19 protein-coding genes and 1 pseudogene are annotated in these 23,594 nt (G+C 64.1%); 8 read left to right on the forward strand and 12 right to left on the reverse strand.

Annotated features, from left to right (window positions below):
- Window positions 1-33 precede the first annotated feature (33 nt).
- The 4 genes from ACPJXG_RS14395 to ACPJXG_RS14410 form a co-directional block, all read right to left on the reverse strand.
- A complete protein-coding gene (locus ACPJXG_RS14395) occupies window positions 34-1,395 on the reverse strand; it encodes a TolC family protein (protein WP_425254687.1) in 1,362 nt (453 codons plus the stop codon).
- The gene (locus ACPJXG_RS14400) at window positions 1,385-2,728 is read right to left on the reverse strand and encodes an HlyD family type I secretion periplasmic adaptor subunit (RefSeq protein ID WP_425254688.1); all 1,344 of its coding nucleotides are present in this window, start codon (window positions 2,726-2,728) and stop codon (window positions 1,385-1,387) included. The genes ACPJXG_RS14395 and ACPJXG_RS14400 overlap by 11 nt, the downstream gene beginning before the upstream one ends.
- A complete protein-coding gene (locus ACPJXG_RS14405) occupies window positions 2,725-4,911 on the reverse strand; it encodes a type I secretion system permease/ATPase (protein WP_425254689.1) in 2,187 nt (728 codons plus the stop codon). Before ACPJXG_RS14405 ends, ACPJXG_RS14400 begins: the two co-directional genes overlap by 4 nt.
- A 90-nt stretch (window positions 4,912-5,001) precedes the next feature.
- Complete coding sequence (locus ACPJXG_RS14410; RefSeq protein ID WP_425254690.1) at window positions 5,002-8,046, reverse strand: calcium-binding protein; 3,045 nt, start codon at window positions 8,044-8,046, stop codon at window positions 5,002-5,004.
- Window positions 8,047-8,366: 320 nt separating this feature from the next.
- Between ACPJXG_RS14410 and ACPJXG_RS14415 the strand changes: the two genes are divergently transcribed.
- Window positions 8,367-9,509: a serine hydrolase domain-containing protein gene (locus tag ACPJXG_RS14415; RefSeq protein ID WP_425254691.1), complete on the forward strand. Its 1,143-nt coding sequence runs from the start codon at window positions 8,367-8,369 to the stop codon at window positions 9,507-9,509.
- A gap of 117 nt (window positions 9,510-9,626) precedes the next feature.
- On the opposite strand, the gene ACPJXG_RS14420 is transcribed toward ACPJXG_RS14415, so the two are convergent.
- Entirely contained in the window at window positions 9,627-10,520 is an 894-nt protein-coding gene (locus tag ACPJXG_RS14420) for a LysR substrate-binding domain-containing protein (RefSeq protein WP_425254692.1), read from the reverse strand.
- A 109-nt stretch (window positions 10,521-10,629) separates the two neighbouring features.
- Here ACPJXG_RS14420 and ACPJXG_RS14425 point away from each other — a divergent pair, with 109 nt between their 5' ends.
- Entirely contained in the window at window positions 10,630-12,129 is a 1,500-nt protein-coding gene (locus ACPJXG_RS14425; protein WP_425254693.1) for an MFS transporter, read from the forward strand.
- A gap of 100 nt (window positions 12,130-12,229) precedes the next feature.
- Here ACPJXG_RS14425 and ACPJXG_RS14430 read toward each other — a convergent pair whose 3' ends face one another.
- The 3 genes from ACPJXG_RS14430 to ACPJXG_RS14440 form a co-directional block, all read right to left on the reverse strand.
- Window positions 12,230-12,766 (reverse strand): hypothetical protein, encoded by a 537-nt coding sequence (locus ACPJXG_RS14430; protein ID WP_425254694.1) that lies wholly within the window; start codon window positions 12,764-12,766, stop codon window positions 12,230-12,232.
- 82 nt (window positions 12,767-12,848) lie between these two features.
- A complete protein-coding gene (locus tag ACPJXG_RS14435) occupies window positions 12,849-14,429 on the reverse strand; it encodes a methyl-accepting chemotaxis protein (RefSeq protein ID WP_035818665.1) in 1,581 nt (526 codons plus the stop codon).
- Window positions 14,430-14,696: 267 nt separating this feature from the next.
- Entirely contained in the window at window positions 14,697-15,131 is a 435-nt protein-coding gene (locus tag ACPJXG_RS14440; RefSeq protein WP_035818662.1) for a hotdog fold thioesterase, read from the reverse strand.
- A 144-nt stretch (window positions 15,132-15,275) separates the two neighbouring features.
- Here ACPJXG_RS14440 and lpxO point away from each other — a divergent pair, with 144 nt between their 5' ends.
- From lpxO to fdx, 6 genes and pseudogenes are all read left to right on the forward strand, one after another.
- Window positions 15,276-16,175: a lipid A hydroxylase LpxO gene (lpxO, locus tag ACPJXG_RS14445; protein ID WP_035818659.1), complete on the forward strand. Its 900-nt coding sequence runs from the start codon at window positions 15,276-15,278 to the stop codon at window positions 16,173-16,175.
- 81 nt (window positions 16,176-16,256) lie between these two features.
- On the forward strand, window positions 16,257-16,670 hold the full coding sequence (locus ACPJXG_RS14450) for a DUF6331 family protein (protein WP_051958501.1): 414 nt from the start codon (window positions 16,257-16,259) through the stop codon (window positions 16,668-16,670).
- A 43-nt stretch (window positions 16,671-16,713) separates the two neighbouring features.
- Complete coding sequence (locus ACPJXG_RS14455; protein WP_035818657.1) at window positions 16,714-17,346, forward strand: carbonic anhydrase; 633 nt, start codon at window positions 16,714-16,716, stop codon at window positions 17,344-17,346.
- Between the two features lie 47 nt (window positions 17,347-17,393).
- Window positions 17,394-17,561, forward strand: a pseudogene (locus tag ACPJXG_RS14460) (transposase); the annotation flags it as partial.
- A gap of 151 nt (window positions 17,562-17,712) precedes the next feature.
- Entirely contained in the window at window positions 17,713-18,216 is a 504-nt protein-coding gene (locus ACPJXG_RS14465; protein ID WP_425251460.1) for a hypothetical protein, read from the forward strand.
- Window positions 18,217-18,477: 261 nt separating this feature from the next.
- Window positions 18,478-18,810, forward strand: coding sequence for an ISC system 2Fe-2S type ferredoxin (gene fdx / locus ACPJXG_RS14470; protein ID WP_099401856.1), 333 nt, complete (start codon window positions 18,478-18,480; stop codon window positions 18,808-18,810).
- 31 nt (window positions 18,811-18,841) lie between these two features.
- Here fdx and ACPJXG_RS14475 read toward each other — a convergent pair whose 3' ends face one another.
- From ACPJXG_RS14475 to ACPJXG_RS14490, 4 genes are all read right to left on the reverse strand, one after another.
- Window positions 18,842-20,887, reverse strand: a complete 2,046-nt coding sequence (locus tag ACPJXG_RS14475; RefSeq protein WP_425251461.1) for a M13 family metallopeptidase — start codon at window positions 20,885-20,887, stop codon at window positions 18,842-18,844.
- 118 nt (window positions 20,888-21,005) lie between these two features.
- Window positions 21,006-21,776, reverse strand: a complete 771-nt coding sequence (locus ACPJXG_RS14480; RefSeq protein WP_425251462.1) for a hypothetical protein — start codon at window positions 21,774-21,776, stop codon at window positions 21,006-21,008.
- 108 nt (window positions 21,777-21,884) lie between these two features.
- Complete coding sequence (locus ACPJXG_RS14485) at window positions 21,885-22,454, reverse strand: DUF1439 domain-containing protein (RefSeq protein ID WP_035818645.1); 570 nt, start codon at window positions 22,452-22,454, stop codon at window positions 21,885-21,887.
- Window positions 22,455-22,660: 206 nt separating this feature from the next.
- Window positions 22,661-23,572 carry a hypothetical protein gene (locus ACPJXG_RS14490; RefSeq protein WP_425251463.1) on the reverse strand — a complete coding sequence of 304 codons (912 nt, stop codon included), beginning with the start codon at window positions 23,570-23,572 and terminating at the stop codon, window positions 22,661-22,663.
- Between the last annotated feature and the right edge of the window lie 22 nt (window positions 23,573-23,594).

The following is a 23,594-nucleotide window of genomic DNA, read 5'->3' on the forward strand; positions in this document are numbered from 1 at the left end:
CATGGCGCGCGGAACGCGCCTGTTTTGAGTGCATTACCGTCCAGGAATAGCCTCGCGCCCCAGCACACCGGCGCTGGCAAGCAGCCGCAGCCGGGCCGAGCGCCATTCCGCCTGGCAACGGATCCGCTCCTGCTGCGCCTCGAGCAGCGCCGACTGCGTGTTCAGCATTTCCAGGATATCGGCCGCGCCCAGGCCGAACTTGCGCTGCACGCTGGCCTGGGCATCGCGCGCCGCGTCCAGCCACGTTTGCGAGGCGGCCAGGTTGGCCAAGGCCGTGCTCGCCTCCGCATGCGTTTTCACCAGCTCCATCAGGGTCTGCTGCTGCACTTCCTCGGCTTCCGCTTCCCTTTGCCCGGCTTGCGCCAGCGCGCCGCGCACCTTGTAATGGCGCGCAAAACCGTCGAACAGGGGAATGTTCAATCCGATGCCCACCAGGGTTTCGCGCGTGGAGGCGGCGGACAAGCCCTGGTTGGGACGGCCGTTCTGGTAGATATTGGCCGTCAGGTCGATGCTGGGGCGGCCTTCCGACTCGGTCACGGCCACCCGTTCGCGCGCGGCCGCCAGCTGCGCCCGCGCGGCCACAATGGCCGGGTGCCGCGCCTGGGCCAGCGCCAGCCAGGTGTGCAAATCTTCGCTCAAGCCCGCCACCGGGGCATCCGCATCGTCGTCGAGCACCACGCCCGCCTCCGCCGGCAAGCCCAGGATGTACACGAGCACGGCGCGCGCCTTCTGGAACTCGCCATCGGCGCGGCTGGCGCCCAGGGCCGCCTTGGCCAGCGCGCTGGTCGCCTGCAGGGTGTCGCTGTGCGAGCCGAGGCCCCGCTGGGCGCGGCGCTGCGTGGCGAGCACCGTTTCATTCACCAGGGCCGCGTAGTCCTGGCGCATGCGCACATTTGCCCGCGCCGTCTGCGCCTCGAAATACGCGCTGACGGTGGCCGCCAGCGTCTTTTGCAGCACCGCGTCGCGGTTGGCCAGCGCCGCGTCCAGCAAGGCTTGCGCCGAACGCTGGCCCGCCGCGCGCCCGCCAAAGTCGAACAAACGCCAGGACAGATTCAGCGAACCCGTATTGCTGTTCAAGCTGCCGGAAGGCGTGCTGGCGCCCGGATAGGCCGTGCGGTCGTGCACCCGGCTCAGGCCCGCATTCAGGGTCGGCAAAAAGGCGGCCCGCGCCTCGCCCAGGCCGGCCGCCTGCAAGCGGATGCCGGCCCAGGCGCCATGCACTTGCGCGTTGCGGCACAGGGCCAGGTCGACGGCCGCCGGCAGGGTCAATGGCACAGTCAACAGCACACCAGCCTCATACGCGGACGGGCAAGGCGCGGCTTCGAGTTCGTCCGCCCGCGCCACAGCACTGGCCAGCAGCAAGCTGGCGGCGATGGCGCGGCCTCTAGCGTTCATGCAGCGCCTCCTTCTGGTGCTGCACCAGCGGCGAGAGCACGTATTCGATCACCCTGCGCGTCCCCGTGCGGATTTCCGCGCGCACGGCCATGCCGGCCGACAGCGGCACCAATCTGCCATCGATGACGATGGATGGCTGCTGCAGCGTGATCCTGACGGCATACACGGGACCCTTCTTTTCATCCTCGACGGCGTCGCGCGAGACGCTGCTGACGACGGCGGGCACGGTGCCATACTTGGTGTAGTCGAAGGCGTCGACCTTGATGGCCACCATCTGCCCTTCCTGCACGAAGCCGACGTCGCGGTTTTCCAGCACGGCGTCGATTTCCAGCCTGCCCTGGCGCGGCACGATCTGCATCAGCGCCTGCGCGGCCGGCACGACGCCGCCCACCGTATGCAGCTTCAGCTGCTGCACCGTGCCCTCGACGGGCGCCGTCAGGCGCAGCAAGCTGCCGCGGGCGCCGGCGCGGCGCGCATCCTGGCCGCTGGCCGCCGCCACCCTGGCCCCTTCCGTCAGCGCGTCGTAGGCGTCCTTGCGCGTCTGCGCCACCAGGGCCGCGCGCTCGCTGCGGGCCGACGCCAGCTGGCCGGCCAGGTCGATGCGCGCCTGTTCCTTTTCCAGCCACGCGTGTTCGGCCACGTCGCGCGTCGCCAGCAGCGCCTGGTAGTCGCCGGCCCTCTGCGCCGCCAGCGGCAGCGCCTGGGCGTAGCGGGCGATTTCACCATCGAGATGCGCCAGCCTGGCGCGGAAACTCGCGTACTGGCCGTCGAGGTGGCCCTGCGCTTCTTCGCGCTGGGCGGCGGAGGCGCCATCGGGCGCCGCCAGCTTGGGCAGCGTCAGGCTGTCGATGGCGGCGATCAGCGCGCGCGAACGGGCCATCTGCAGCGCGGCCGCCACGGCATCACCGGCGGCCTTGTCGCGCTCGGCGTCCGGGCCGCGGCTGTCGAGTTCCACCAGCAGCTGGCCCGCCTGCACGGCTTGCCCCTCGCGCACATGCAGGGCGCGCACGGCCGCCACATCGACGGAAGCGATGGTCTTGCTGTTACCGGACGGAATAATCTTGCCGGCCGCGTTGACGATAATGTCGACCTGGCCGAAGACCGCCCACAGCACCACGCAGCCGACCAGCAGCATCAGCACCTGGGCCGTCAGGCGCAAGGACGGCGACACGGGCCGCTCCTGCAGCGCCAGCGCGGCCGGCAAAAAGGCCGCCTCGTCTTCGCTCAGCACGGGGCCGCTCAAGGCCGCGCGGTTACGCCAGCTGTGCCGCAGCACCTGGGCGTAACGTTGCAACAGCTCGCCATACGCGGCCAGGCGGTGGCCGGCGCTCATGTTGCGTCCCCTGTTGCGCTCCCGTGCGTGCCCTGCTGCAGGCTGTACAGATGGGCGTAGATGCCGCCCGGGTTCGCCAGCAGCGCGTCATGCGTGCCCAGTTCGGCCACCTGCCCCCGCTCCATGACGACGATGCGGTGTGCCTCGCGCACGGCCGACAGGCGGTGGGCGATGATCAGCACGGTGCGTCCCGCACAGATGCCGCGCATATTGTCCTGGATGATTTTTTCCGATTCATAGTCGAGCGCGCTCGTCGCTTCGTCGAAAATCAGGATGCGCGGATTGCCGATCAGGGCGCGGGCGATGGCGATGCGCTGGCGCTGGCCGCCCGACAGGCCCGTGCCGTGCTCGCCCACCATGGTGTCGTAGCCTTCCGGTAATTCGCAAATGAAATCGTGGGCGCCCGCCAGTTTCGCCACGGCGATGACGGCATCGATGGGCAACGCCGGGTCGCTCAGTGCGATGTTGTCGCGCACGGAGCGGTTGAACAGGATGTTTTCCTGCAGCACCACGCCGATCTGGCGCCGCAGCGAGGCCGTATCGATGACGGCAATATCCTGCCCGTCGATCAGCACCTTGCCCCGTTCGGGAATGTACAGGCGCTGCGCCAGCCGCGTCAGCGTGCTCTTGCCGGAACCGGAACGCCCGACGATGCCGATCACTTCGCCTGGTGCGATGGCGATCGACACATTGCGCAGCACTTCGGCCGCATCGGGCCGGTAGCGGAAACCCACTTGCTGGAACTCGATGGCGCCGGCGATGCGCGGCAGGCGCGCCTTCTGGCTACCCGCTTCCACCCTAGCGTTGAGAATGTCGCCGAGCCGGCTCATCGAGATGCCCACCTGCTGGAAATCGTTCCACAGCTGCGCCAGGCGCAGGATGGGCGAGGCCACCTGCCCGGCCAGCATATTGAAGGCGACCAGTTCGCCCACCGTCATCTTGCCGTCGATGACGAGGGTGGCGCCCCACCACATGATGGCCGCCGTCACCAGCTTGCTGACGAGGGTGACGCCGCCGCTGGCCAGCATGCCGATGTTATTCGCCGACAAGCCCGCCGACACATAGCCGGCCAGCTGCTTTTCCCACTGCTGCTGCCAGCGCGGCTCGACGGCCATGGCCTTGAGCGTGTCGACGCCGCTGATGGTTTCGACCAGGAAGGACTGGTTTTCCGCGCTGCGGTTGAATTTATCGTTCAGGCGGCCCCGCAGCACGGGCGTGAGCAGCATCGACAGGGCCGCGTAGACGGGAATCGAGGCCAGCACGACGACGCTGAGCGCGGCGCTGTACCACAGCATGGCGGCAATGAAAATGAAGGAAAACAGCAAATCGAGCACCAGGGTCATCGCGTTGCCGGTGAGAAAAGAGCGGATGTTTTCCAGTTCATGGATGCGCGCCACGGAATCGCCCACGCGGCGCGCCTGGAAATACGCGATCGGCAAGGCCAGCAAATGGCGGAACAGGCGCGCGCCCAGTTCCACGTCGATCTTGCTGCTGGTGCGCGCGAAAACATAGGTGCGGATGAGGCCCAGCACGGCCTCGAAGACGATGGCGCAGATCAGGCCGATGGCCACCACGTGCAGGGTTTTCATGGCGTGGTTGACCAGCACCTTGTCCATCACCACCTGGAAAAACAGGGGCGTGGCCAGGCCGATCAGTTGCAGCACGAAGGAAATGAGCAACACTTCGCCCAGCAGCCTGCGGTATTTGACGATGGCGGGGATGAACCAGCTGAAATCGAAACGGGCCGTCTCGCCCGCATAACTGACCTTGCTGGTGAAAAAGATCAGTTCGCCCGTCCAGGCGGCAAGGAAGGCTGCACGGCCGAGAATTTGCGGCGGCTGGCCCGGATGCTGGACCAGCACCTTGCTCACGCCGTCGTCGTCCGGCTCGACCTTGCCGAGGATAAAGAAACGGCCGGCGGTATCGATCGCGATGGCGGGCAGCGGCGCTTGCCCTAGCCGTTCGGGCGCCTGGCGCACCAGTTTGGCCGTCAAGCCAAGTTGCCGCGCGGCCAGCAGCACGGTTTGCCGCGTGAACACGGCCTGGCCGAAGGCGTGCTTGAGCTGGGCGCCATCGGCGGCGATGCCGTGCAGGCTGGCCATCAGCAGCAGTGACAGCAAGCCCGTGTCGGGCGAGGTTTTTTCAATCGGTGGCGGATCGTTGCGGTAGGAGAGGACTGTCATCGGGCAATATCAGAATTTCAATGGCGCAGCCAGGCCGTGGCGGGTCACCCCGGCCCGGCTGCGTGATGGTGGATCTAGTTGCTCAACGGTTTAATGCGCCGCCGCCAGCTGGAGTTGCGTCGACGGATTGCCGTGGCCTGACCATGGCGCCGATGCGGCCGCCGGCACGGCAAAGCCGGCCATCGCTTGCACCAGCTGCGCGGAATCGGCTTGCCAGCCGCTGAAGCCGCCCTGGCTGGCGCCAGCCGCTTGTGGAGCGGCGCGCCAGTTCTGCGCCAGCACCGGCGCCAGGATGGCGGCCGTGCCGGCAGGTAAAGTGAGCTGGCCGGCTGGCGGCGGCGTCAGGCCAGCCATCGCCTGCACCAGGTTTTGCACCTGGCTGCCCAGCAAGACCCGGCCATCGGCCATGCGGAATTCCTCGATGCGCCGCTCCGCGCTCTCGTACCAGCCGGTGACGGTGATCTTGTCGCTGGTGCCGATGGTGCTCACTTCCAGAGCCGTGCCCACCTGGCGGAACCACAGCTGCTCGGCGCTGACGCCGGCCAGGAAGGACACGACATCGCGGCTGCCCGCCTCGTTGGCCTCGTTGATCAAGTCGGCGCCGTCGCCGCGGGCGAAGATATAGGTGTCGTTGCCCAGCACTCCAGCCAGGATGTCGTCGCCCTTGCCGCCTTGCAAGATATCGTTGCCCAGGACGCCCAGCAGGGTGTTCTTCAGTTCATTGCCGATCAACACGTCATCGAACTTGCTGCCGACAACCGCGATGAAATTGGCCGCCACATCCACGCCCGGACGCGCCGCCAGGGCCGTGCCTGCGGCTGCGAAGGCAACCGTCGCGCCAGCGCTAGCATTGACGTAATTGAGCGTGTTGCCCGCACCGCCGCCGTCGAGCACATTGCCGCCGGGGGTAGTGACGAAAAAGACGTTGTTGGTGAAGGCGCTGCCCGTCACCGTCAGGCCAGGGGCGCCGAGGCGCACATTCTCGACGTTGTCGGCCACCGTGTAGTTGACCGTGGTAAACGCGGTGTCGCTGCCGCCATTGCCCCGTTCGACGATGAAGTCGCCACTGTGGTTGACGTGATAGGTGTCGTCACCGCCCAGGCCTTCCATCAGGTCGGCGCCGGCCGTGCCCTTGATGAGGTCGGCATTTTCCGTGCCGACAAAGGTTTGCTCCGTCAACTGCGTGGGGCCGTTGAAGTGCCAGGCCTGGGACAGCACGGGCGCCAGGGCGGCGGCGGTGCCCGCCGGCAGGGTCAGCTGGCCCAATGGCGGCGGCGTCAGGGTCGCCATTGCCTGCACCAGCAGTTGCACGTCGGCGCCGCGCAGGACGTGGCCGGCGGCCGTGCGGAATTCCTCGATGTTCGGCGCAGCCTTGTTCCAGGCGCGGATGGTGATCTTGTCCGTCGTGCCGATGGTGCTCACTTCCAGGTCATTGCCCACCTGGCGAAACCACAGTTGGTCGATGTAGACGCCGGCCAGGAAGGCGATGGCGTCGTAATTGGCATCGGCGGACGCTTCGATGATGACGTCGGCGCCGTCGCCGCGCGCAAAGACATAGGTATCGTCGCCCAGGCCGCCGGTCAGCACATCGTCGCCCTTGCCGCCTTGCAAGGTATCCTTGCCGAGCCCGCCAGACAGGGTGTTGGCCAGTTCGTTGCCGATCAGCACGTCGTCATAGGCACTGCCTGTCACGCTGGAAATATTGACCAGCACATCGCTGCCAGGCAAGAGCGCGCTACCGCCGACGACGGGAACGATGGTCGCCGTGGCGCCCGCCTTGGAACCCGCGTAAGTAGCCGAATTATTGCTGCCGATGCCATACAACAAGTTGCCGCCAGCAACGTCGACGTGAAAGACGTTGCCGCTGCCGTTCCCTGTCACACCCACGCCCGCGGCGGCCAGGTGCACCTCTTCGATGTTGGCGCCCATGGTGTAGCTGACCGTCGTGTAGACAGTGTCGCGGCCGCCGCCAGGCTGTTCGGTCACCACGTCGTAGCCATGGTTGACGTAATAAATGTCGTCGCCGGCCAGGCCCGCCATTACATCGGCGCCCGCCGTGCCCTTGATGATGTCCGGATTCGCCGTGCCGGTAAAGACGCCATTGCCGGGCTGATTCGGTCCTTCCGTGCGCCAGTTCTGCGCCAGCACGGGAGCCAGGACGGTGGCTGCGTAGATTGGCAAAGTCAGCTGGCCAGCCGGTGGCGGCTGCAGTGCGGCCATCGCCTGCACCAGGTTTTGCACGTCGCTGCCCAGCAGCACGCGGCCGTCGGCCGTGCGGAATTCCTGGATGCGGGGCGCGCTGCCTGCGCTGAACCAGCCGTTGATGCTGATCTTGTCGCTCGTGCCGATGGTGCTCACTTCCAGGTTCGCGCCCACCTGGCGGAACCACAACTGGTCGGCGCTGACGCCGGCCAGGAAGGAAACGACATTGTGGCCGCCGCCCTCGACCACCTCGGAGATGATATCGGCGCCGTCACCGCGGGCAAAAATATAGGTATCGTCGCCCGCTACGCCGAACAGCGTATCGTCGCCCTTGCCGCCCCGCAAGGTGTCGTTGCCGATGCCGCCAATCAGGAGGTTCTTGAGTTCATTGCCGGTCAGGACGTCGTCGAACTTGCTGCCCACGATGCTGGCGAAATTGACCAGCACATCGCTGCCCGGAGCTGCCGCCACCGGACCACTGGCCCCGGACAGGGTGGCCGTCACGCCTGTGCTGGAGCCAAGGTAATTGACCGAGTTGCCCGTGCCGCCACCGTCGAGCACATTGCCGCCGGCCACGCTCACATGAAAGATATTGTTGGTGTTGGCGCTGCCCGTCACCGTCAGGCCGCTGGCGGCGAGGCGCACGTTCTCAACGTTGTCGGCCACCGTGTAGTTAACGCTGGTATAAACGGTATCGGTGCCGCCATTGGCCAGCTCGACAATCACGTCGCCGCTGTCGTTGACGTAATACGTATCGTCGCCGGCCAGGCCTTCGAGCAAGTCGGCGCCTGCGGTGCCGCTGAGCACATCGGCATCCGGCGTGCCGGTGAAGCGCTGCAGCGCCGCGGCGGCGGCACTGTCCAGGTATGCCTCGATGGCGGCAATGCCATCGCCTGCGGAGGCGGAAGTGTGCGATGCAAATTTTTCAGTCATGTTGCAGTTTCCTGTCGTTAAACGTCAAAACCAAGATGGAATATGTCGGCGCAAGCCGGCATGCAAGGCAAAAGTCCCGGCCGCATCCACCTGCCATTCAGCGTGCACCTTCAACGGTCCGGCACTTTCGGCGCATGGACGGCGAGCGCTTGAGCGTCGCCTCGCATGCACGCCTTAATGACGGTCAAACGGGACAGCCACTGTTATTTGTCATGCAAATGTCACACTACATGGAGGAAAGAATAGGAACTTTTGCCAGGTTTTTTCTGTCGCCGCTGCATCCATTGTGCGAGAATGCCCCTCCCCCCTGGATGGTGCGCATGATGACCAAACTCGCCGCAAGCATCACTGTAATGACACTCGCGCTGGCAGCTTGCAAGCCCGCAGCCACGGCTCCTGCGCATGACATTCCCGCGGCCATGCGCCAGACCGCGACCACCCTGCTGCAGTCAACATTGCTGCACGCGACCTCGATTGCCGTCGTGTATCGCGGCAAGGAATTCATGCTGCATCAAGGCGAGCTGGAGACCGGCAAAGCCAATCCGCCGAACGATACAACGCTGTATGAAATCGGCTCGGTCAGCAAAACTTTTGCCGGCCTGCTGCTGGCGAACGCTGTGCTCGATGGGAAGGCGGCGCTCGACGATCCCATCCAAAAGTACCTGCCGGCCGCCTACCCGAACCTGCAGTGGCAGGGGCAGCCAGTGCGCTTGCGCCATTTGATCACGCACACCAGCACCATGCCGGGCATGCTGCCATTGCAGGTGAACAGCATATTGAAGGATTTCACCGCACACGCCACGCCGGCAAAGCTCAATGCGGCCTACGCCAGCTACGGACAGCAGCAGTTCTGGCAAGACTTGCACACAGTCAGCATCTCAGGTCCGCTAGGCAAGGACTACGCCTATTCCAGCGCCGGCACCGAACTCATTGCGCACACGCTGGAAAAAATCTACGGCATGCCCTATGAAGTCCTGCTCGCGCAATTCCTCGCGCGCGAAGCGGGCATGCACGCTACCAGACTGAGAATCGCCGCCACGGATGCCGGCCGGCTGGCGCCCGGCTACCACAGCGACAATCCCGTCGTGACAACACCGATGCCGCAACTGCCCTGGGGAGCGGCCGGCAACCTGAAGTCGACCTTGCCGGACATGGCAAAATACCTGCGCCTGCAATTGAGCGCCCATCCCGCAGTCATCGAATCGCACCAGCCGCTGGTGCGCTTTCAGGACGACTTCAGCATTGGCTACTTCTGGAACATCGGCAGCAATAGCCAGTTGGGCACGCATTATGTACACCATGGCGGCGTGCCGCGTGCGCAAAGCTACGCCTGGGTCGTTCCCAAATATCAGCTGGGGGTCTTCATCATCACCAACCAGAGCGGCGACGCGACCGCCGGCGCCATGGAAAGCGCGCTGGCGCATATTTTCGACACGGTGGCATCGATGGAAAGCGTGGAGTAGGCCGCCAGAAATACGCAGGCTTCAAAGTTTGGCGAGATGGCGCTTATCTGCCGGGCGCCGCGCGCACGGTAGCGCCGGCCACATGCAACTGCAAGGCCGTCAGGGAAGCATCCGCCGTCATGGCAAGGCGCCAAAAGTCTGATCCTGCAACTGCTGCACCAGGAAATCGATGAACACGCGCAGGCGCGGCGGCAGGTGGCGGCTGGCTGGCCACAGCAGCCAGAAGGCCGTGCGCGCCTGCGTATGCTCGTCCAGCAACGAGACCAGTTGCCCAGCCGCCAGCTCGCGCTGCACGGCAAACGCGGGCAGGTAGGCGATGCCCTGCCCCTGCACGGCCAGGTAGACGCGCATTTCCACGCTGTTGCAGACCATGCCGGGCGCCGGCTGGGCAGTCTCGTCCATCAGCGGCCATTGCTCCAGGCGGCCCGTGGCGGGAAAGCGGTAGTCGAGGCGCGCATGCCGCAGCAGCGCGGCGCCATCGGCGGGCCGGCCATGGCGCGCCAGGTAGGCAGGCGACGCCAGCAGCAGGCGGCGGAAGGTGCACAGTTTGCGCCGCATCAAGCTTGAGTCGGCCAGCTCGCCCGTGCGCACGGCCGCGTCAAAGCCGTCGCTGACGATGTTGACCATGGCGTCGGAAAAATCAAGGTCGAGTTCGATGGCGGGATAGGCTTGCATGAACGCGCCGATGGCCGGCTCGAACAGGCCGCTGTAGCGTGGCAGGCTGATGCGCAGGCGGCCGCTGGGCGCGCCGCCCGATTCACCGAGCTCGCGCTCTGCCGCTTCCACCTCGGCCAGGATGCGCTTGCAGCGCTGCAGGAATTTTTCCCCTTCCGCCGTCAATGCCAGGTGCCGCGTGCTGCGCTGGAACAGGCGCGCGCCCAGCCGCGCCTCCATGCGCGCCACGCTCTTGCCGACGGCCGACGATGACAGTCCCAGCAGCCGGCCCGTAGCCGAAAAACTGCCGCTGTCAGCCACCTGCACGAACATGGCGATGCCACCCAAGCTATCCATTTGCGCTCCATTCACGACATTTTTGTCCGATATGTTGATCAGTTTAGCCTATTTTTCTTCAATGACGGGCGCGCCATACTCGCCCCTCTTTCTTTCATATCCCACACCCATGTCCTCTTCCTTACGTCTTTCACTCCCCCTGCAAGTGCTGGCCGCTTGCCTGACGGGCTTGCTGATTCCCCTGTGCTTCACGGGCCCGGCCGTGGCCCTGCCCGCCCTCGGCGCCGAATTGCACGGCAGCGCCGCCGCCCTGAACTGGGTCATCAATGCGTATATCCTCAGCTATGGCAGCGCCATGATGGTGGCCGGCAGCCTGACGGACGTGCTGGGACGGCGCCGCGTCTGGCTGGCGGGCCTGGCGCTGTTTTGCGTAGCGACACTGGCCATCGCCCACGCGCCATCGGTGGCTTGGATCGCCGTGCTGCGCTTCGTGCAGGGCCTGGGCGGCGCGGCCGCGTTCGCCGCCGCCATGTCCTCGCTGGCGCCCTTGTTCCACGGCGCGGCGCGCAGCCGCGTGATGAGCGTGCTGGGCACGACGTTCGGCCTGGGCCTGGCCTTCGGTCCGCTGGCGGCCGGCGCCATGCTGGCGCTGGCCCGCTGGCCCGCCATCTTTTATGCCACGGCCGTGCTGGGCGCCATCGGCATGCTGCTGGTATGGGTCAGCGTGCCGGCCGATCCGGCGCGCGGCCAGGGCCGGCTGGACTGGCCCGGCGCCATCAGCTTCAGCGCCGCGCTGGGCCTGCTGACCCTGGGCATGCTGCTGGCGCCCGAACACGGCTGGCGCCACGGCGCCGTGCTGGTGTCCGTCGCCGCATCCGTACTGCTGTTCCTCGCCTTTGTCGCCATCGAGCGCAGGACGGCGCGCCCCATGCTGGATTTGTCGCTGTTCCGCCAGCGCCGCTTTGTCGCCGTGCAAGTGCTGGCCGCCTCGCCCGCCTTCCTGTTCATCGTGCTCATCGTCATGCTGCCGGGGCGCTTCATCGGCATCGATGATATGTCCGCGCTGGCGGCGGGCCGTTTGATGATCGCCCTGGCAGCGCCGCTGCTGCTCGTGCCCATGCTGGCGGCGCTGCTGTCGCGCTGGGTCGAGACGGGCGCCCTGTGCGCGGCGGGACTGCTGCTGGCCGCGGCGGGCCTGGCCTGGCTGGCGCAGGTGCTGGGCCATGGCGGCACCGCGGCGCTGGCCGGCCCCCTGCTGCTGATCGGCGTGGGCATAGGCTTGCCGTGGGGCTTGATGGATGGCATGGCCCTGAGCGTGGTGGAAACGGAGCGGGCCGGCATGGCGACGGGCATCTTCAATACCGTGCGCGTCAGCGCCGACGGGGTGGCGCTGGCGCTGGCGGGTTCCTTGTTGGCCGGCCTGATCGGCGCGGGCCTGGCGCATCAACTGCCAGCCGAGCTACCCGTGCTGGCCGCCGCCAGCCGCGCCGCGCTCGGCGATATCGAGCAGGCGACACAGCTGCTGGGCGGCCAGGAAGCGCTGCTGCGCGCCAGCTATGACGCCGCCTTCCGCCAGCTGCTGCTCGGCCTGGCGTTGCTGGCCGTGGCGCTGGCGGCGCTGGTGCCGTATCTGCTCAGGAAGAAAGAAAAGCGCCTGACAAAACCGTAGCGAGCGGAAGGTAGAGGTGGTCGAGAAGCGCAACCGTACTAGAGTACGGTGAGCATCGCAGGCCGCCTATACCGACGCGCAGTAGGTTTTGGACGGTGCTTTAGGCGTCCAGGCCGTAGAACACCGCCACCAGGATGGCGATATTGTTGCAGGCGCGCGCGAACGCCGTTGTCGCGTAGGCAACGGCCACGCTGGGGCCGCGGTAGCGCAGGTAGACAAAGCTGAACATGGCGCCCGACCCCAGCGCGACGATGGCGTGCAGCAAGCCGCCGCTGATGAAATGCACGACGGCCCACAGGATGGCGCCGATAAAAACGCTCAGTTGCCGGCTGGAGCCCAGGCGGCGGAGGATTTCCAGCGGCAGCAACTGGCCGAGGAAGGTTTCCAGGATGGGGGAATAGATGACGACCCAGAACACCAGCAGCGGCAGCGACATTTCGCGCTTGAACTTGGACAAGCCCGTGTGCGCGCCCCAGTATTCGGGCGGCAACAGCCATTTGGTGATAAACAGGATGGCAAAGCACAGCATGCAGGTGAGCAGACCCCAGCCGAGACCGGCAAGGGCCAGCTGCAGCACGGGCGGCGCCGGTTTGTCGTCGTCCGGGCTGGATAGATCATGGCTGCTGCGCACTTGCATGAGAAGTCCTGGCGGTGATCCAGCGCTCATTGTAGCGCGGAATATGCCTGGTGGCGCACGCCGCGCTAAAGTGCCATCCGCCTCAAGCGGCGAGGCGCAGCGGTCCGTTGGCCGGCTTGGCGAGTTTGAAAATGCCCACTTCCTGTTCCAGCTGCGCCGCCTGCTGCTGCAATTCGTGCGCGGCGGCGGCCGCCTGCTCGACCAGGGCCGCATTCTGCTGGGTCACGCGATCCATGTCGACGATGGCGCGGTTGACTTGCTCGATGCCGGCGCCCTGCTCCTGCGTGGCGTGGCTGATCTCGGCCATGATGCCCGTTACCCTGCCGATGCCGGCCACCACGTCGTGCATGGTGACGCCAGCTTGCTCGACGAGCAAGGTTCCCGTGCCCACCTTGCTGACGGAATCGTCGATCAGCAGCTTGATTTCGCGCGCGGCGGCGCTTGAGCGTTGCGCCAGGTTGCGCACTTCCGTGGCGACGACGGCAAAACCGCGTCCCTGTTCACCGGCGCGCGCCGCTTCCACGGCCGCGTTCAAGGCCAGGATATTCGTCTGGAAGGCAATGCTGTCGATCACGCCGATGATGTCGACGATCTTGTTCGATGAAGCATTGATCAGGCCCATGGTGTGCACCACTTCGGCCACCGCCTTGCCGCCCTGCTCCGAGACCTTGGACGCTTCGCGCGCCAGGTGGTTCGCCTGCTGGGCGTTGTCCGCATTCTGGCGCACGGTGGAAATCAGTTCTTCCATCGATGACGCCACCTCTTCGAGTGAGCCGGCCTGCTGCTCCGTGCGCTGCGACAAATCGCGGTTGCCCGAGGCGATCTCGGTCGATGCCGTGGCGATACTTTCCGTACCGTGGCGCACCTTGCCGACGATGGCGGCCAGGTTGTCGCGCATGGTCTTGATCGCAAACAATAAACTGCTGTCGTCGCCGTGGCGCGTGTGCACGTCGATGGCCAGTTCACCGAGCGCGATGCGCCCCGCAATCGCGGCCGCATACGCCGGTTCACCGCCCAGCTGGCGCAGCAGGCCGCGCGTGATGACGGTAGCCACGGCTATGCAAATGAGCACGCTGAGCGCGGCCAGCACGCCGATCCAGCGCAGCGACTGGCCGTAGATGGCGCGCGCGGCCACGCTGGCCTGCTCCGATTCGCGCTGCACGGATTTCAGCACCGTGTCGATGTCGGCGACGATCTGGCGCCGCAAAGGGCTGCACTCCTCGACGAGGAAGGTGCCGTACTGCTCCATCTGTCCCGTGGCGCGGAACTGGCGCGGACGCTGCAATTCCTGCGCCATGGCTTTCAAGCCCGTGCTGACTTTCTCGAATTGCGCATCGCCAACGAACTGCGGCGCCAGGCGCGCCAGCGCTTCCAGGTACAGCGCTTTCTGGCTGTCGAGGATGGCCAGCTCTTTCTCGGCGGCAGCCTGGTCATGGAAGATATACGCGTTGCGGGCGGCCAGGCCCGTCTGGTCGAGCGCTTCGCGCGCCACGTACAGCGGTTCGAGTTTTTCCAGTTGGACTTTTTCTTGCGCGTCCATGGCGCCGGAAATGGCGCCGATGCGCAGCAGCGCGAAGGCGGCCAGTACCAGCATCAGTAGCACCAGCAGCCCGAAGCCTGCGCTCAGGCGCGCGCCTATCGTCAAACGATTGAATGACATCATTGTTGTTATTGCCCTGTAATAAAGTTGATTGTTGCTGGTTACTTGGAAACCAGCGATCTGCTCGCCGTCGTCTTGCCTTTCCCGCATGGCGCGGGATGGGTCTCTAACTGGCGTTTTTTGGGCAGTCAGCTTCTAATTTCGGGCAATGTCGGCGCGTAGGGTACTCCCCCTGCGCCAAACAACAGCACACTGAATTATAAGCGAACAGCGTTATGGATGATTCCACGTGTCCACTTTTAGTGCCTTGACGCATATCAAAAAAGACAATCAACTCTGCTCTGGGGCGTCGATGACGGCCATGGTGATGCGCGAAATGCAGCACAGTTTGCCGTCGTCGCCAGTGATGCGGATTTCCCAGACCTGGCTCGTGCGGCCCCGGTGGATCGGCGTGGCGCGCCCCGTCACCAGGCCGCCGCGCACGCCGCGCAAATGGTTGGCGTTGATTTCCTGGCCCACGCTCACGTACCGGCGCGAATCGAGGCAGGCATTCGCGGCCATGCTGCCCAGGGTTTCGGCCAGCAGCACGGAAGCGCCGCCATGCAGCAGTTTAAAAGGCTGCATGGTGCGGTGGTCGACGGGCATGGTCGCCTCGATCCAGTCGGGGCCGAAAGCCGTGAATACGATGCCCAGGTGGCGCATGGCCGTGCCCTCGCTGGCGGCGTTGAGGATAGCCAGGTCGAGCGGTGCGTGCCAGATTTCCATTGTTGCCTCGGATAAGTAAGGAGAAAAGGCCATTGTAGGACAGCGCGCCCATATGCGCCGCTTCATCTTTCCTTCACCGTGGCCCGGGGTGGCGATGGCATTAACTGGTTATAATTGCCCCATTCTTAAAAAACGAGGTTGTGTATGAAGTGGGCCTTGCTGGGCATTTTTGTGTTTTCTGTTTTACATATTCATTTTCGGGGCAAGGTGCGCCTGCCGTTCCGCCGCCAGATCTTCGATCATTCCTCGTTCATGGCGCCGCTGAACCTGTTCATGCACACCTTTTCCAAGGTGCCGGCCACGCCATATTTAGCCGTCGAGCAATTCCCGGAACTGGCGCCGCTGCAGCAGAACTGGCAAATCATCCGCGATGAAGCGCTGCGCATGCAGGAAATGAAAAAGATCAAGGCCGCTGAAAAGAACAATGACGTGGGTTTCAATTCCTTCTTTAAATATGGCTGGAAGCGTTTCTACCTGAAATGGTATGACGCGAACCACCCGTCGGCACAGCAGATGTGCCCGCAGACCTATGCGCTGCTGCAATCGATTCCCTCGATTAAAGCGGCCATGTTCGCGGAGCTGCCGCAAGGCGGCAAGCTCAACCCGCACCGCGATCCGTTCGCCGGCTCCCTGCGCTACCACCTGGGCTTGCAGACGCCGAACGATGACCGCTGCTTCATCGACGTCGATGGCGAGCGCCACAGCTGGCGCGACGGCCAGGCCGTGATGTTCGATGAAACGTATATCCACTGGGCCCGCAACGATGCCGACAGCGACCGCATCATCCTGTTCTGCGACATCGAACGCCCGATGCGCTACCGCTGGGCGCAAGGCTTGAACCGCTGGCTGGGCCGCACCCTGATGACGGCAGCCGCCTCGCCAAACGAACTGGGCGACCAGGTCGGCGGCGTGAGCAAGCTGTTCCAGATTTCCTGGACCATGGGCCAGTACCGCCGCCGCTTCAAGGCGTGGAACAAGACGGCGTACCAGGTTACCCGCGTGGCGCTGGTGGTGGGCATCATCGCGCTGATCTACTTTATCTAGGCGTTACATTGCCTCTTTGACAAAACCGCCTTCGGGCGGTTTTTTTTATAATGCGATGTCCCCGCCAGGAGAATCTACAAAATGACCGAACGCGACCGCAAGCACGATATCCAGATCGGCGATGAGACATGGATCGAGTTCATCAGCCTTGACGGCCGCTACGAGCAGTCGCTCGACATCGACGCCCTGCTGGCCGGATTATGGCCGCTGATCTGCCGCCTGGAAACGCATTGCGACGCCGGCTGCTGCGGCATCGACGCCTTCGATTTCACGTGCGAAAGTATCGATACGGCCCTGCTTGAGCTTGACCGCGCGCAACTGCACGCGGCCTGCTTGCAAGCCCGCGCTGCCGTGGCCGCGGCCGGCAGCGACGTATTGACGAGCAAAACGATGAATCATATTGCGGATAGACGCGTGTTCCTGCAGTTGCTCGGGCATCTCGAGCGCTGCCTTGCCGGCCCTCAAAACGGCCCGCCGGCAAGCCAGCCGCGCTGACATCGGCGATAATACGGGCTCACACCACTCTTTTCTTTTATTTATGCGCGACATCATTGCCGGATTTCTACGTTTCCAGAAGGAAGTCTTTCCTGAACGCCGAGAGCTGTTCAAGAGCCTGGCCACGGGACAGACACCCAAGGCCCTGTTCATTTCCTGCTCCGACAGCAGGATGGTGCCGGAACTGGTGACGCAGCGCGAACCTGGCGAACTGTTCGTCATCCGCAACGCGGGCAACATCGTGCCTTCGTTTGGCCCGGAACCGGGCGGCGTGAGCGCGTCCGTCGAATTTGCCGTCGCCGCCCTGAATGTGACGGACATCGTCATTTGCGGCCATTCCGATTGCGGCGCGATGAAAGCCATCGCCACCTGCACCTGCCTCGAACACATGCCGGCGGTCAAGAACTGGCTGCGGCACGCGGATGCGGCGCGCATGATCAATGAGTCGATCGAACATGCCACGGAACAGGAGCGCATCGACGGCATGGTGCGGGCCAACGTGGTGGCGCAACTCAACAACATCCGCACCCACCCTTCGGTGGCGCTGGGCATCACGCAAAAACGCCTGACCCTGCATGGCTGGGTGTATGACATCGAAAATGGCTCGCTCGACGCGCTCGACGAGGCTACCGGCCAGTTTGTCCCGCTGGCGGAACATCCGGCGTCGAAGATGTAAGGCAAGGGTCGGCCTACCACCGTCTTCCCCCGTATCGCCAGCACAGCGATGAATTCAAGCGTGCCGCTGTGGCGCGTACTCAGGTTGACAGGGCATCCGTTTCGCTGCTTGCCCGCGATCTGAAGATCAACACCAATCAGCTGTTCAGTTGGCGCAAGCGCTGCGGCGACGAGACGCTTGCTGCGCGCCAAGTCAACTGGCCACTGCTGGTATGAACGGTCTGGCGGCGAAGGCGCAGACGGCGCTCGCCGAAGGTCCGACAACGTATGAACTTGCAGCTCAAAGCAGTTGGGTTGACTTATGGCGTTAAAAAATACATTGGCGGAAATGCCGATAAACCGCACTGGTCAACTACGGGACATTCATATGAAATTTTTCGCCGCCTTTCTGATCGCCGCAGGTCTCCTGCCGACGGCGCACGCTGTAGTGTCCGTGCCGGCGCGCTTGATTGGCTACTACTCGAATATGCGGACCGAAGGCGCTGACGATCCACATTTTGTCTCCGGATACGACATCGTGCTTTACCAACGCGTAGCGGAAACGATAGGCCATGTCGCTGTCGCCATCGGCACCTCCGAACCGGTCAGAGCCACCATCAAAGAGATGACATACGATACGAAGAAGAAATTGCTGACCTTCACCGCCGAGTACTACAGCGGACTGGCCACCAATCCTGTGAAAGGAGCGCCCGACCGCGAAGCTGTGCAAGTGCTCATCTTCAGCGGCGTCGTGCGTCCGCAGTCGATCTCGGGGAAAGTGGGCATCAAAGATTTCTACTGCGGTCAATGCAAGCCGGTGTTCAAGCGCGTGACACTCAAACGTATCGTTGAAATGGGGCGCACGGGCGAATTACGGGCCATCCCGTTATAGTCGCCTGAGCACTTGGGCCGACTGGAAATACATCAATCTGAAAAGAGATTACGTCTGGGCTTCAGAACAGCTTGGCTTAGCGCCCGATTTTTTCCGTTTTCCCTCTACTCCACATCGCGCTTCAGAATCCTGGCATGAGCGCAGTTGGGGCCGGCACGTTGGCCATCGCCACGCAGAATTCAGGCGCAAGTTGCGCTTGACCTTGTCAAGGCGGGAAGGTTCAAGGTAGCGGTATTCAAGCGACATCAAGGAGAATCCCGCATGCCAAAAATCACCGTCCTGCCCCATCCCGAGCTGGCGCCGGAAGGCGCCGTGTTCGACGCGCCCGAGAACATGAGCATTTGCGATGCATTGCAGCGCAACAAAATAGATATAGAACACGCCTGCGGCCAGGTGGGTGCCTGTTCCACCTGCCACGTGGTCGTGGTGCAGGGTTTCGACTCGCTCAACGAACTGGGCGACAATGAGGAAGACATGCTCGACCAGGCCTGGGGCTTGCAGCCCCACTCGCGCCTGTCGTGCCAGGCCCGCGTGTCAAACGCAGACCTGACGCTCGAACTGCCCAGGTACACGCTCAACCACGCCAAGGAATAGTCCCCGGCGCGGTGAGCTGCTTAAACCATCCTTACCACATGATCACGCGCTGCTCGGGCGGCAGATACATCGGGTCGCCCGGCTTGATGCCGAACGCTTCGTAGAAGCCGGGCTGGTTCTTGACCGTGCCCTTGGCGCGGAATTCGCCCGGCGAATGCGGATCGCTCTTGATCTGCGCGATGGCCGCTTCGGGACGCAGTTTCGCGCGCCATTTCTGCGCAAAGCCGATGTACAGGCGCTGTTCGCCCGTCAAGCCATCGATGACCGGCGACGGCTTGCCGTTCAACGAGCGCTGGTAGGCCTTGTAGGTGATCGACAGGCCGGAATTGTCGCCGATGTTTTCACCCAGGGTCAGCTCGCCATTGATGTGGTAGCCCGGCACGGGGCTATAGGCGCCGTATTGCTTGACGAGGCCGGCGGCCAGCGCCTTGAAGGCCGTGCGGTCTTCTGCCGTCCACCAGTTGCGCAAGCGGCCCTTGGCGTCATATTGACTGCCCGAATCGTCGAAGGCATGGCTGATTTCATGGCCGAAGGTGATGCCCAGCAAGCCGTAATTGACGGCATCTTCCGCCTTCACGTTGAAAAATGGCGGCTGCAAAATGGCGGCCGGGATCGTGATGGCGTTGAGGGCCGGGCTGTAGCTGGCGTTGACGGTTTGCGGCGTCATCGACCATTCATCGCGGTCGACGGGCTTGCCCAGCTTGGCCAGGTTTTGCTGACGGCTCCACGCGCGCGCGGCGCGCACGTTGGCGATCAGGTCGTTTGGCTGCGTCTTCATGCTGCTGTAGTCGCGCCAGGTATCGGGATAGGCGATCTTCGGCTTCAACGCTGCCAGCTTGAGCTGGGCTTCTTTCTTGGTTTCCGGGCCCATCCAGTCGAGCTGCTCGATGCCATCCTTGAACGAGGCGACGAAATTGTCGAACATGGCCATCACGCGGGGCCGGGTTTCCGGCGGCAAATACATTTCCACGTAGCGCTTGCCGACGGCGTCGCTGATGGCGTTATCCGTGAAGCGCAGCGCCAGCTGCCACTGCGGTTCGCTTTGCGGCACGCCGCGCAGCACCGTGCCGTCGAAGGCGAAGCGTTCCTTGACGGTGGCGCTGTCCAGGAACGAGGCATAGCTTTCGATGATGCGCCAGTTCAGATAGCTCTTCCACGATTCCAGCGGCACGGCGGCCACGGTCTCGGCAAAGCCTGTCATGAAGCTGGGCTGGCGCACGACGGCAGAAGTAGCCTTTGGCGCGAGGCCGGCGGCGGTGAAATACGCGTTCCAGTCGAAGGCCGGCGCCAGTGCCGTAAATTTGTCGAAGTCGACCCGGTTGTACGATTTGACGGGGTCGCGCATCTGCACGCGCGTCCACTGCACGGCCGCCAGGCGCGTTTCAATGTCGAGTATCTGCGCCGCGTGGGCGGCAGCGGCCTTGTCGCCGCTCATGGCCAGCATGGTCTCGATATGCTTGAGGTACTTGGCGCGCACGGCTTGCAGCTTGGCGTCGTCATCCTTCAGGTAGTAATCGCGGTCAGGCAAGCCCAGGCCGGACTGGCTGATGTTGACCGTGTAGCGCTCGGGGTCTTGCGCATCGGGCGCCACATAGGCGGAAAACGGCGTGGCAACGCCATTGCCTTGCAGATAGGCCAGCAGCGCCGGCAAGTCTTTCTTGTCTTTCACGGCGGCGACGCGGGCCAGCTCGGCGCGCAGTGGCTTGAAGCCGGCCGCGTTGCGCGCCTTGTCGTTCATGAAGCTCGTGTACAGGTCGGCGATCTTGTGCGCTTCGCTGCCGGGCTTGCCGGGATTTTTCAGGGTGGCGTCGATCAGGCCGCGCAACTGGCCCTGGGCGATTTCGCGCAATTCGATGTAGGTGCCCCAGACGGATTTGTCGGCCGGGATGTCCGTATTGCGGGTCCAGACGCCGTTGACGTAGCCGTAGAAGTCATCCCGGGGGCTGACGGCCGGGTCCAGGGTTTTCAGGTCGATGCCGGAGACGGGCGCGCCGGCATCGGAGGCTTGGGCGTACAGCGATGGCGAAGATAAGGCGAGCAAGGCGCAGCAGGCGGCGCTGATCAGCGAACGTTTCACGAAGATTCCTTTAATTGTTTTCACTTCATGTTGGGGAACATGCTTGTCCAGGCATGAGAGGCTGGATTATAGTCCGCGTGCTTGCCGCGCAACAATGACAGTTGAATAACTACGGGAATCAGCGGCTCAGGAGATCGAACAGGTCCACCGTCTTTTTACCCTGATTTTTCAGCAGATCCGCAAGCGAACCCGGCGTTGGCCCGCCATTGCCGGCCGCATGATTGAAATAATTAAAATCGAGCTTGATCTTGTCTTCCAGGTCGCTCGCATAATTGGCAGGATACTGCGATTGCTCCAGACGCGGCAATGTATTGAAATGCGCCAGCACCGACTTGAAGAAATTGGTCGTCTTGCCGGTAGTATTGTATTCATGCATGGCTTGCGCCACGACTTGGGTGCGCCAGGCCTCTTCTTCCTGATACGCCTGCATAAAGGCGGCGCGCCGCTCGTTGACGGTAAAGGTCCCGCTGTCATCGTTCGAAATGGCGGACAATTGCTCGCGCGACAAGCCGGCAAACGGATTCGGGCCCTTCCGGTCGACATAAGCGGTGGCAGCGGCGGCCGACTTTGCCGATGCCGCGTCATTCGGTTGCGGCAGCTGTTTGGCGGCCGCCGCCTTGTGTTCGGCGTCCAGCGGATACAGGATGTCGTCGGTATTGCGATTCACCCACGCACCCAGCGCCGCATGATCGAAGCCCCGGATGGTGGCGCTGGTGGCCTCCGAAGCTTTCGCCAGGCGCCCGGCCAGGGTCGAAATGACGACATCGCCCGCCACGGCGCCAGCGCCGGCCGGCGCCTGTGCGGCCTGAGCCTTGTCCGAGGATGGCTTGCTGCCTTCCGCGGCAGACAGCGCCCCGCGTTGAATTCCTGCCGTGCTGATATGCATCATTGCTCGCCCCGAGATCAGTAAAAGTTACTATTTAAGTAAATGTTACTATAGCACAATATATGTGTACGCCGGGCCAGGCGCATGCACGGGGGCGGTTCGGCTCCGGCTTTACTTCACCGGCTCGAACGTCACCGTCAAGCCGTTGCCCGTGGTCCTGATCTGCGTCGGCACGAACTGCACGCCCGCGTAGCGCAATTCGTCGGGTTTGAAGGTGTAGATCGGCGTTTCATGCATGAGCTGGTCCGCCACCAGGCTGGCCACCTTGGCGAACTGGCGCTGCTGCGACTCGTCCATGCCGTCGATGGTCACCTTGTCCACGCTCGCCTCGCTCAGATAGACGGCATTGCGCTGGGCGTCGAGCACGAGGCGGCCCGACATGGCCAGGCTGCCGCGCCAGCTCTGGCGTATGAATGGCGGCAAAACGCTGGCGTCCACGCTGAGGGCGACTCTTTCGCGCTCGGGCTGCAAGGATAGTTGCGGGCGGGTCAGCTTGACGTCCAGCACGGACAGCACACGCTTGTCGATGGGAAAGCGGCGCTCCAGGCCTTGCTGCATCTTGCTCAGCGACACATTCACGTCGCGCGGGCCGATCAGGGTGGAACACGCGGCCAGCACGGTACAAGCGAAGGCAGCGATGGCGGCGGTTTTCAGCAAGGGGCGGATGGCGGTCAAGGTCATGGATAGTCTCGGTGGAAAGATGGCGCCATCTTACACATGCGCCCGCTTTCACGCAAAAACCGGCGCCCACCTTGCAGCGGGCGCCGGTTCTGGTGTTGGCCTTGTCAGCGTACGAACAGGGCGATCAGTATGACGATGGGCAATGGAATACCCAGCAGCAGCAAGAGGATGGAACGCATGGCAGACTCCTTGATTGTATGGGTGGCTTAAATGGTCACGTGGCGCAGCACTCGTTCATGGTCGCGCTGGCGGCCGCCAAACGTTGCCGCCAGGCTGGCCACGAAAGCGCCCAGCAGCAAGGCGACGAACATCCACAACGCCGTATGCGCGCCAGCCTTGCGGGCCGTGTCAGCCGCTTGCTGGGCACGCGCCTTGGCATCGGCGGCGGCCTTGGCGGCGCGGGCGTAGACGGCGTCGACCCGCGCTTCCGCTTCCGCCTGCGTCAGGCCCGTACGGCTGGCCACGACCTGGCCCAGATAGGCGCGGTCATCGGCGGCCAGGCTGCCCGTGGACAGGCTGGTGGCGAAGATCCTGCCGGTTTCCAAGCGCTGCTCGGCGACCGTGCCGCCCGCCTCACCCGTACCAGCCGCCGGCGCCGCACGCAGCAGCATGTCGGAGAAATAGTCGAGCGGATTGACGTCGCCGCCCTCGCCCGCCTTGGCACCTGCCGCCCCGGCACCGGCCGCCGCGGCCGGGGACACCGCCGCCGCCACGCCGCTGCCCGCATCGATGGCGCCGCTCAGTACGGCGCGCGTGCCGCCGGCCAGCACGGCCACGGTGATCAGGGTGGCCACGGCCCAGGCCAGCAAGCCATGGGCCGTATCGCGGAAATGCACCTCATCCGTGTGGATGGAGCTCCATTTCACGCGCAGGCGGCCCGCCATGTAGCCGCCGATGCCGGAGGCGGCCAGTTGCATGAAGGCCAGCCAGGCGATGGTCGACACGCCGATGGCCGTCGCATTGAACGACCATGGCGACACGGACGACAGGCCCAGGCCCACGCCGAGGATCAGCAGGATGAAGGACAAGGCGGCCGCAGCGGCAGCGCCCGCCAGCACGGCGCCCCAGGATACGCCCGGATTGTTCAGGTCCGACACGGACAATGGTGTAGCTTGCATGGAATACTCCCTTGGTTGTTGA

This window comes from Janthinobacterium sp. NFX145, from assembly GCF_049810325.1.
Taxonomy (GTDB): Bacteria; Pseudomonadota; Gammaproteobacteria; order Burkholderiales; family Burkholderiaceae_D; genus Janthinobacterium; species Janthinobacterium rivuli.

Coding starts and splice junctions, on each gene's coding strand:
- ACPJXG_RS14490 (WP_425251463.1), bottom strand. CDS start 23,572: ATGCAAGCTACACCATTGTCCGTGTCGGACCTGAACAATCCGGGCGTA.
- ACPJXG_RS14425 (WP_425254693.1), top strand. CDS start 10,630: ATGTCCTCTTCCTTACGTCTTTCACTCCCCCTGCAAGTGCTGGCCGCT.
- ACPJXG_RS14420 (WP_425254692.1), bottom strand. CDS start 10,520: ATGGATAGCTTGGGTGGCATCGCCATGTTCGTGCAGGTGGCTGACAGC.
- ACPJXG_RS14430 (WP_425254694.1), bottom strand. CDS start 12,766: ATGCAAGTGCGCAGCAGCCATGATCTATCCAGCCCGGACGACGACAAA.
- ACPJXG_RS14410 (WP_425254690.1), bottom strand. CDS start 8,046: ATGACTGAAAAATTTGCATCGCACACTTCCGCCTCCGCAGGCGATGGC.
- ACPJXG_RS14465 (WP_425251460.1), top strand. CDS start 17,713: ATGAAATTTTTCGCCGCCTTTCTGATCGCCGCAGGTCTCCTGCCGACG.
- ACPJXG_RS14485 (WP_035818645.1), bottom strand. CDS start 22,454: ATGACCTTGACCGCCATCCGCCCCTTGCTGAAAACCGCCGCCATCGCT.
- ACPJXG_RS14405 (WP_425254689.1), bottom strand. CDS start 4,911: ATGACAGTCCTCTCCTACCGCAACGATCCGCCACCGATTGAAAAAACC.
- ACPJXG_RS14395 (WP_425254687.1), bottom strand. CDS start 1,395: ATGAACGCTAGAGGCCGCGCCATCGCCGCCAGCTTGCTGCTGGCCAGT.
- ACPJXG_RS14450 (WP_051958501.1), top strand. CDS start 16,257: ATGACCGAACGCGACCGCAAGCACGATATCCAGATCGGCGATGAGACA.
- ACPJXG_RS14435 (WP_035818665.1), bottom strand. CDS start 14,429: ATGATGTCATTCAATCGTTTGACGATAGGCGCGCGCCTGAGCGCAGGC.
- ACPJXG_RS14400 (WP_425254688.1), bottom strand. CDS start 2,728: ATGAGCGCCGGCCACCGCCTGGCCGCGTATGGCGAGCTGTTGCAACGT.
- ACPJXG_RS14440 (WP_035818662.1), bottom strand. CDS start 15,131: ATGGAAATCTGGCACGCACCGCTCGACCTGGCTATCCTCAACGCCGCC.
- ACPJXG_RS14415 (WP_425254691.1), top strand. CDS start 8,367: ATGATGACCAAACTCGCCGCAAGCATCACTGTAATGACACTCGCGCTG.
- fdx (WP_099401856.1), top strand. CDS start 18,478: ATGCCAAAAATCACCGTCCTGCCCCATCCCGAGCTGGCGCCGGAAGGC.
- lpxO (WP_035818659.1), top strand. CDS start 15,276: ATGAAGTGGGCCTTGCTGGGCATTTTTGTGTTTTCTGTTTTACATATT.
- ACPJXG_RS14480 (WP_425251462.1), bottom strand. CDS start 21,776: ATGATGCATATCAGCACGGCAGGAATTCAACGCGGGGCGCTGTCTGCC.
- ACPJXG_RS14455 (WP_035818657.1), top strand. CDS start 16,714: ATGCGCGACATCATTGCCGGATTTCTACGTTTCCAGAAGGAAGTCTTT.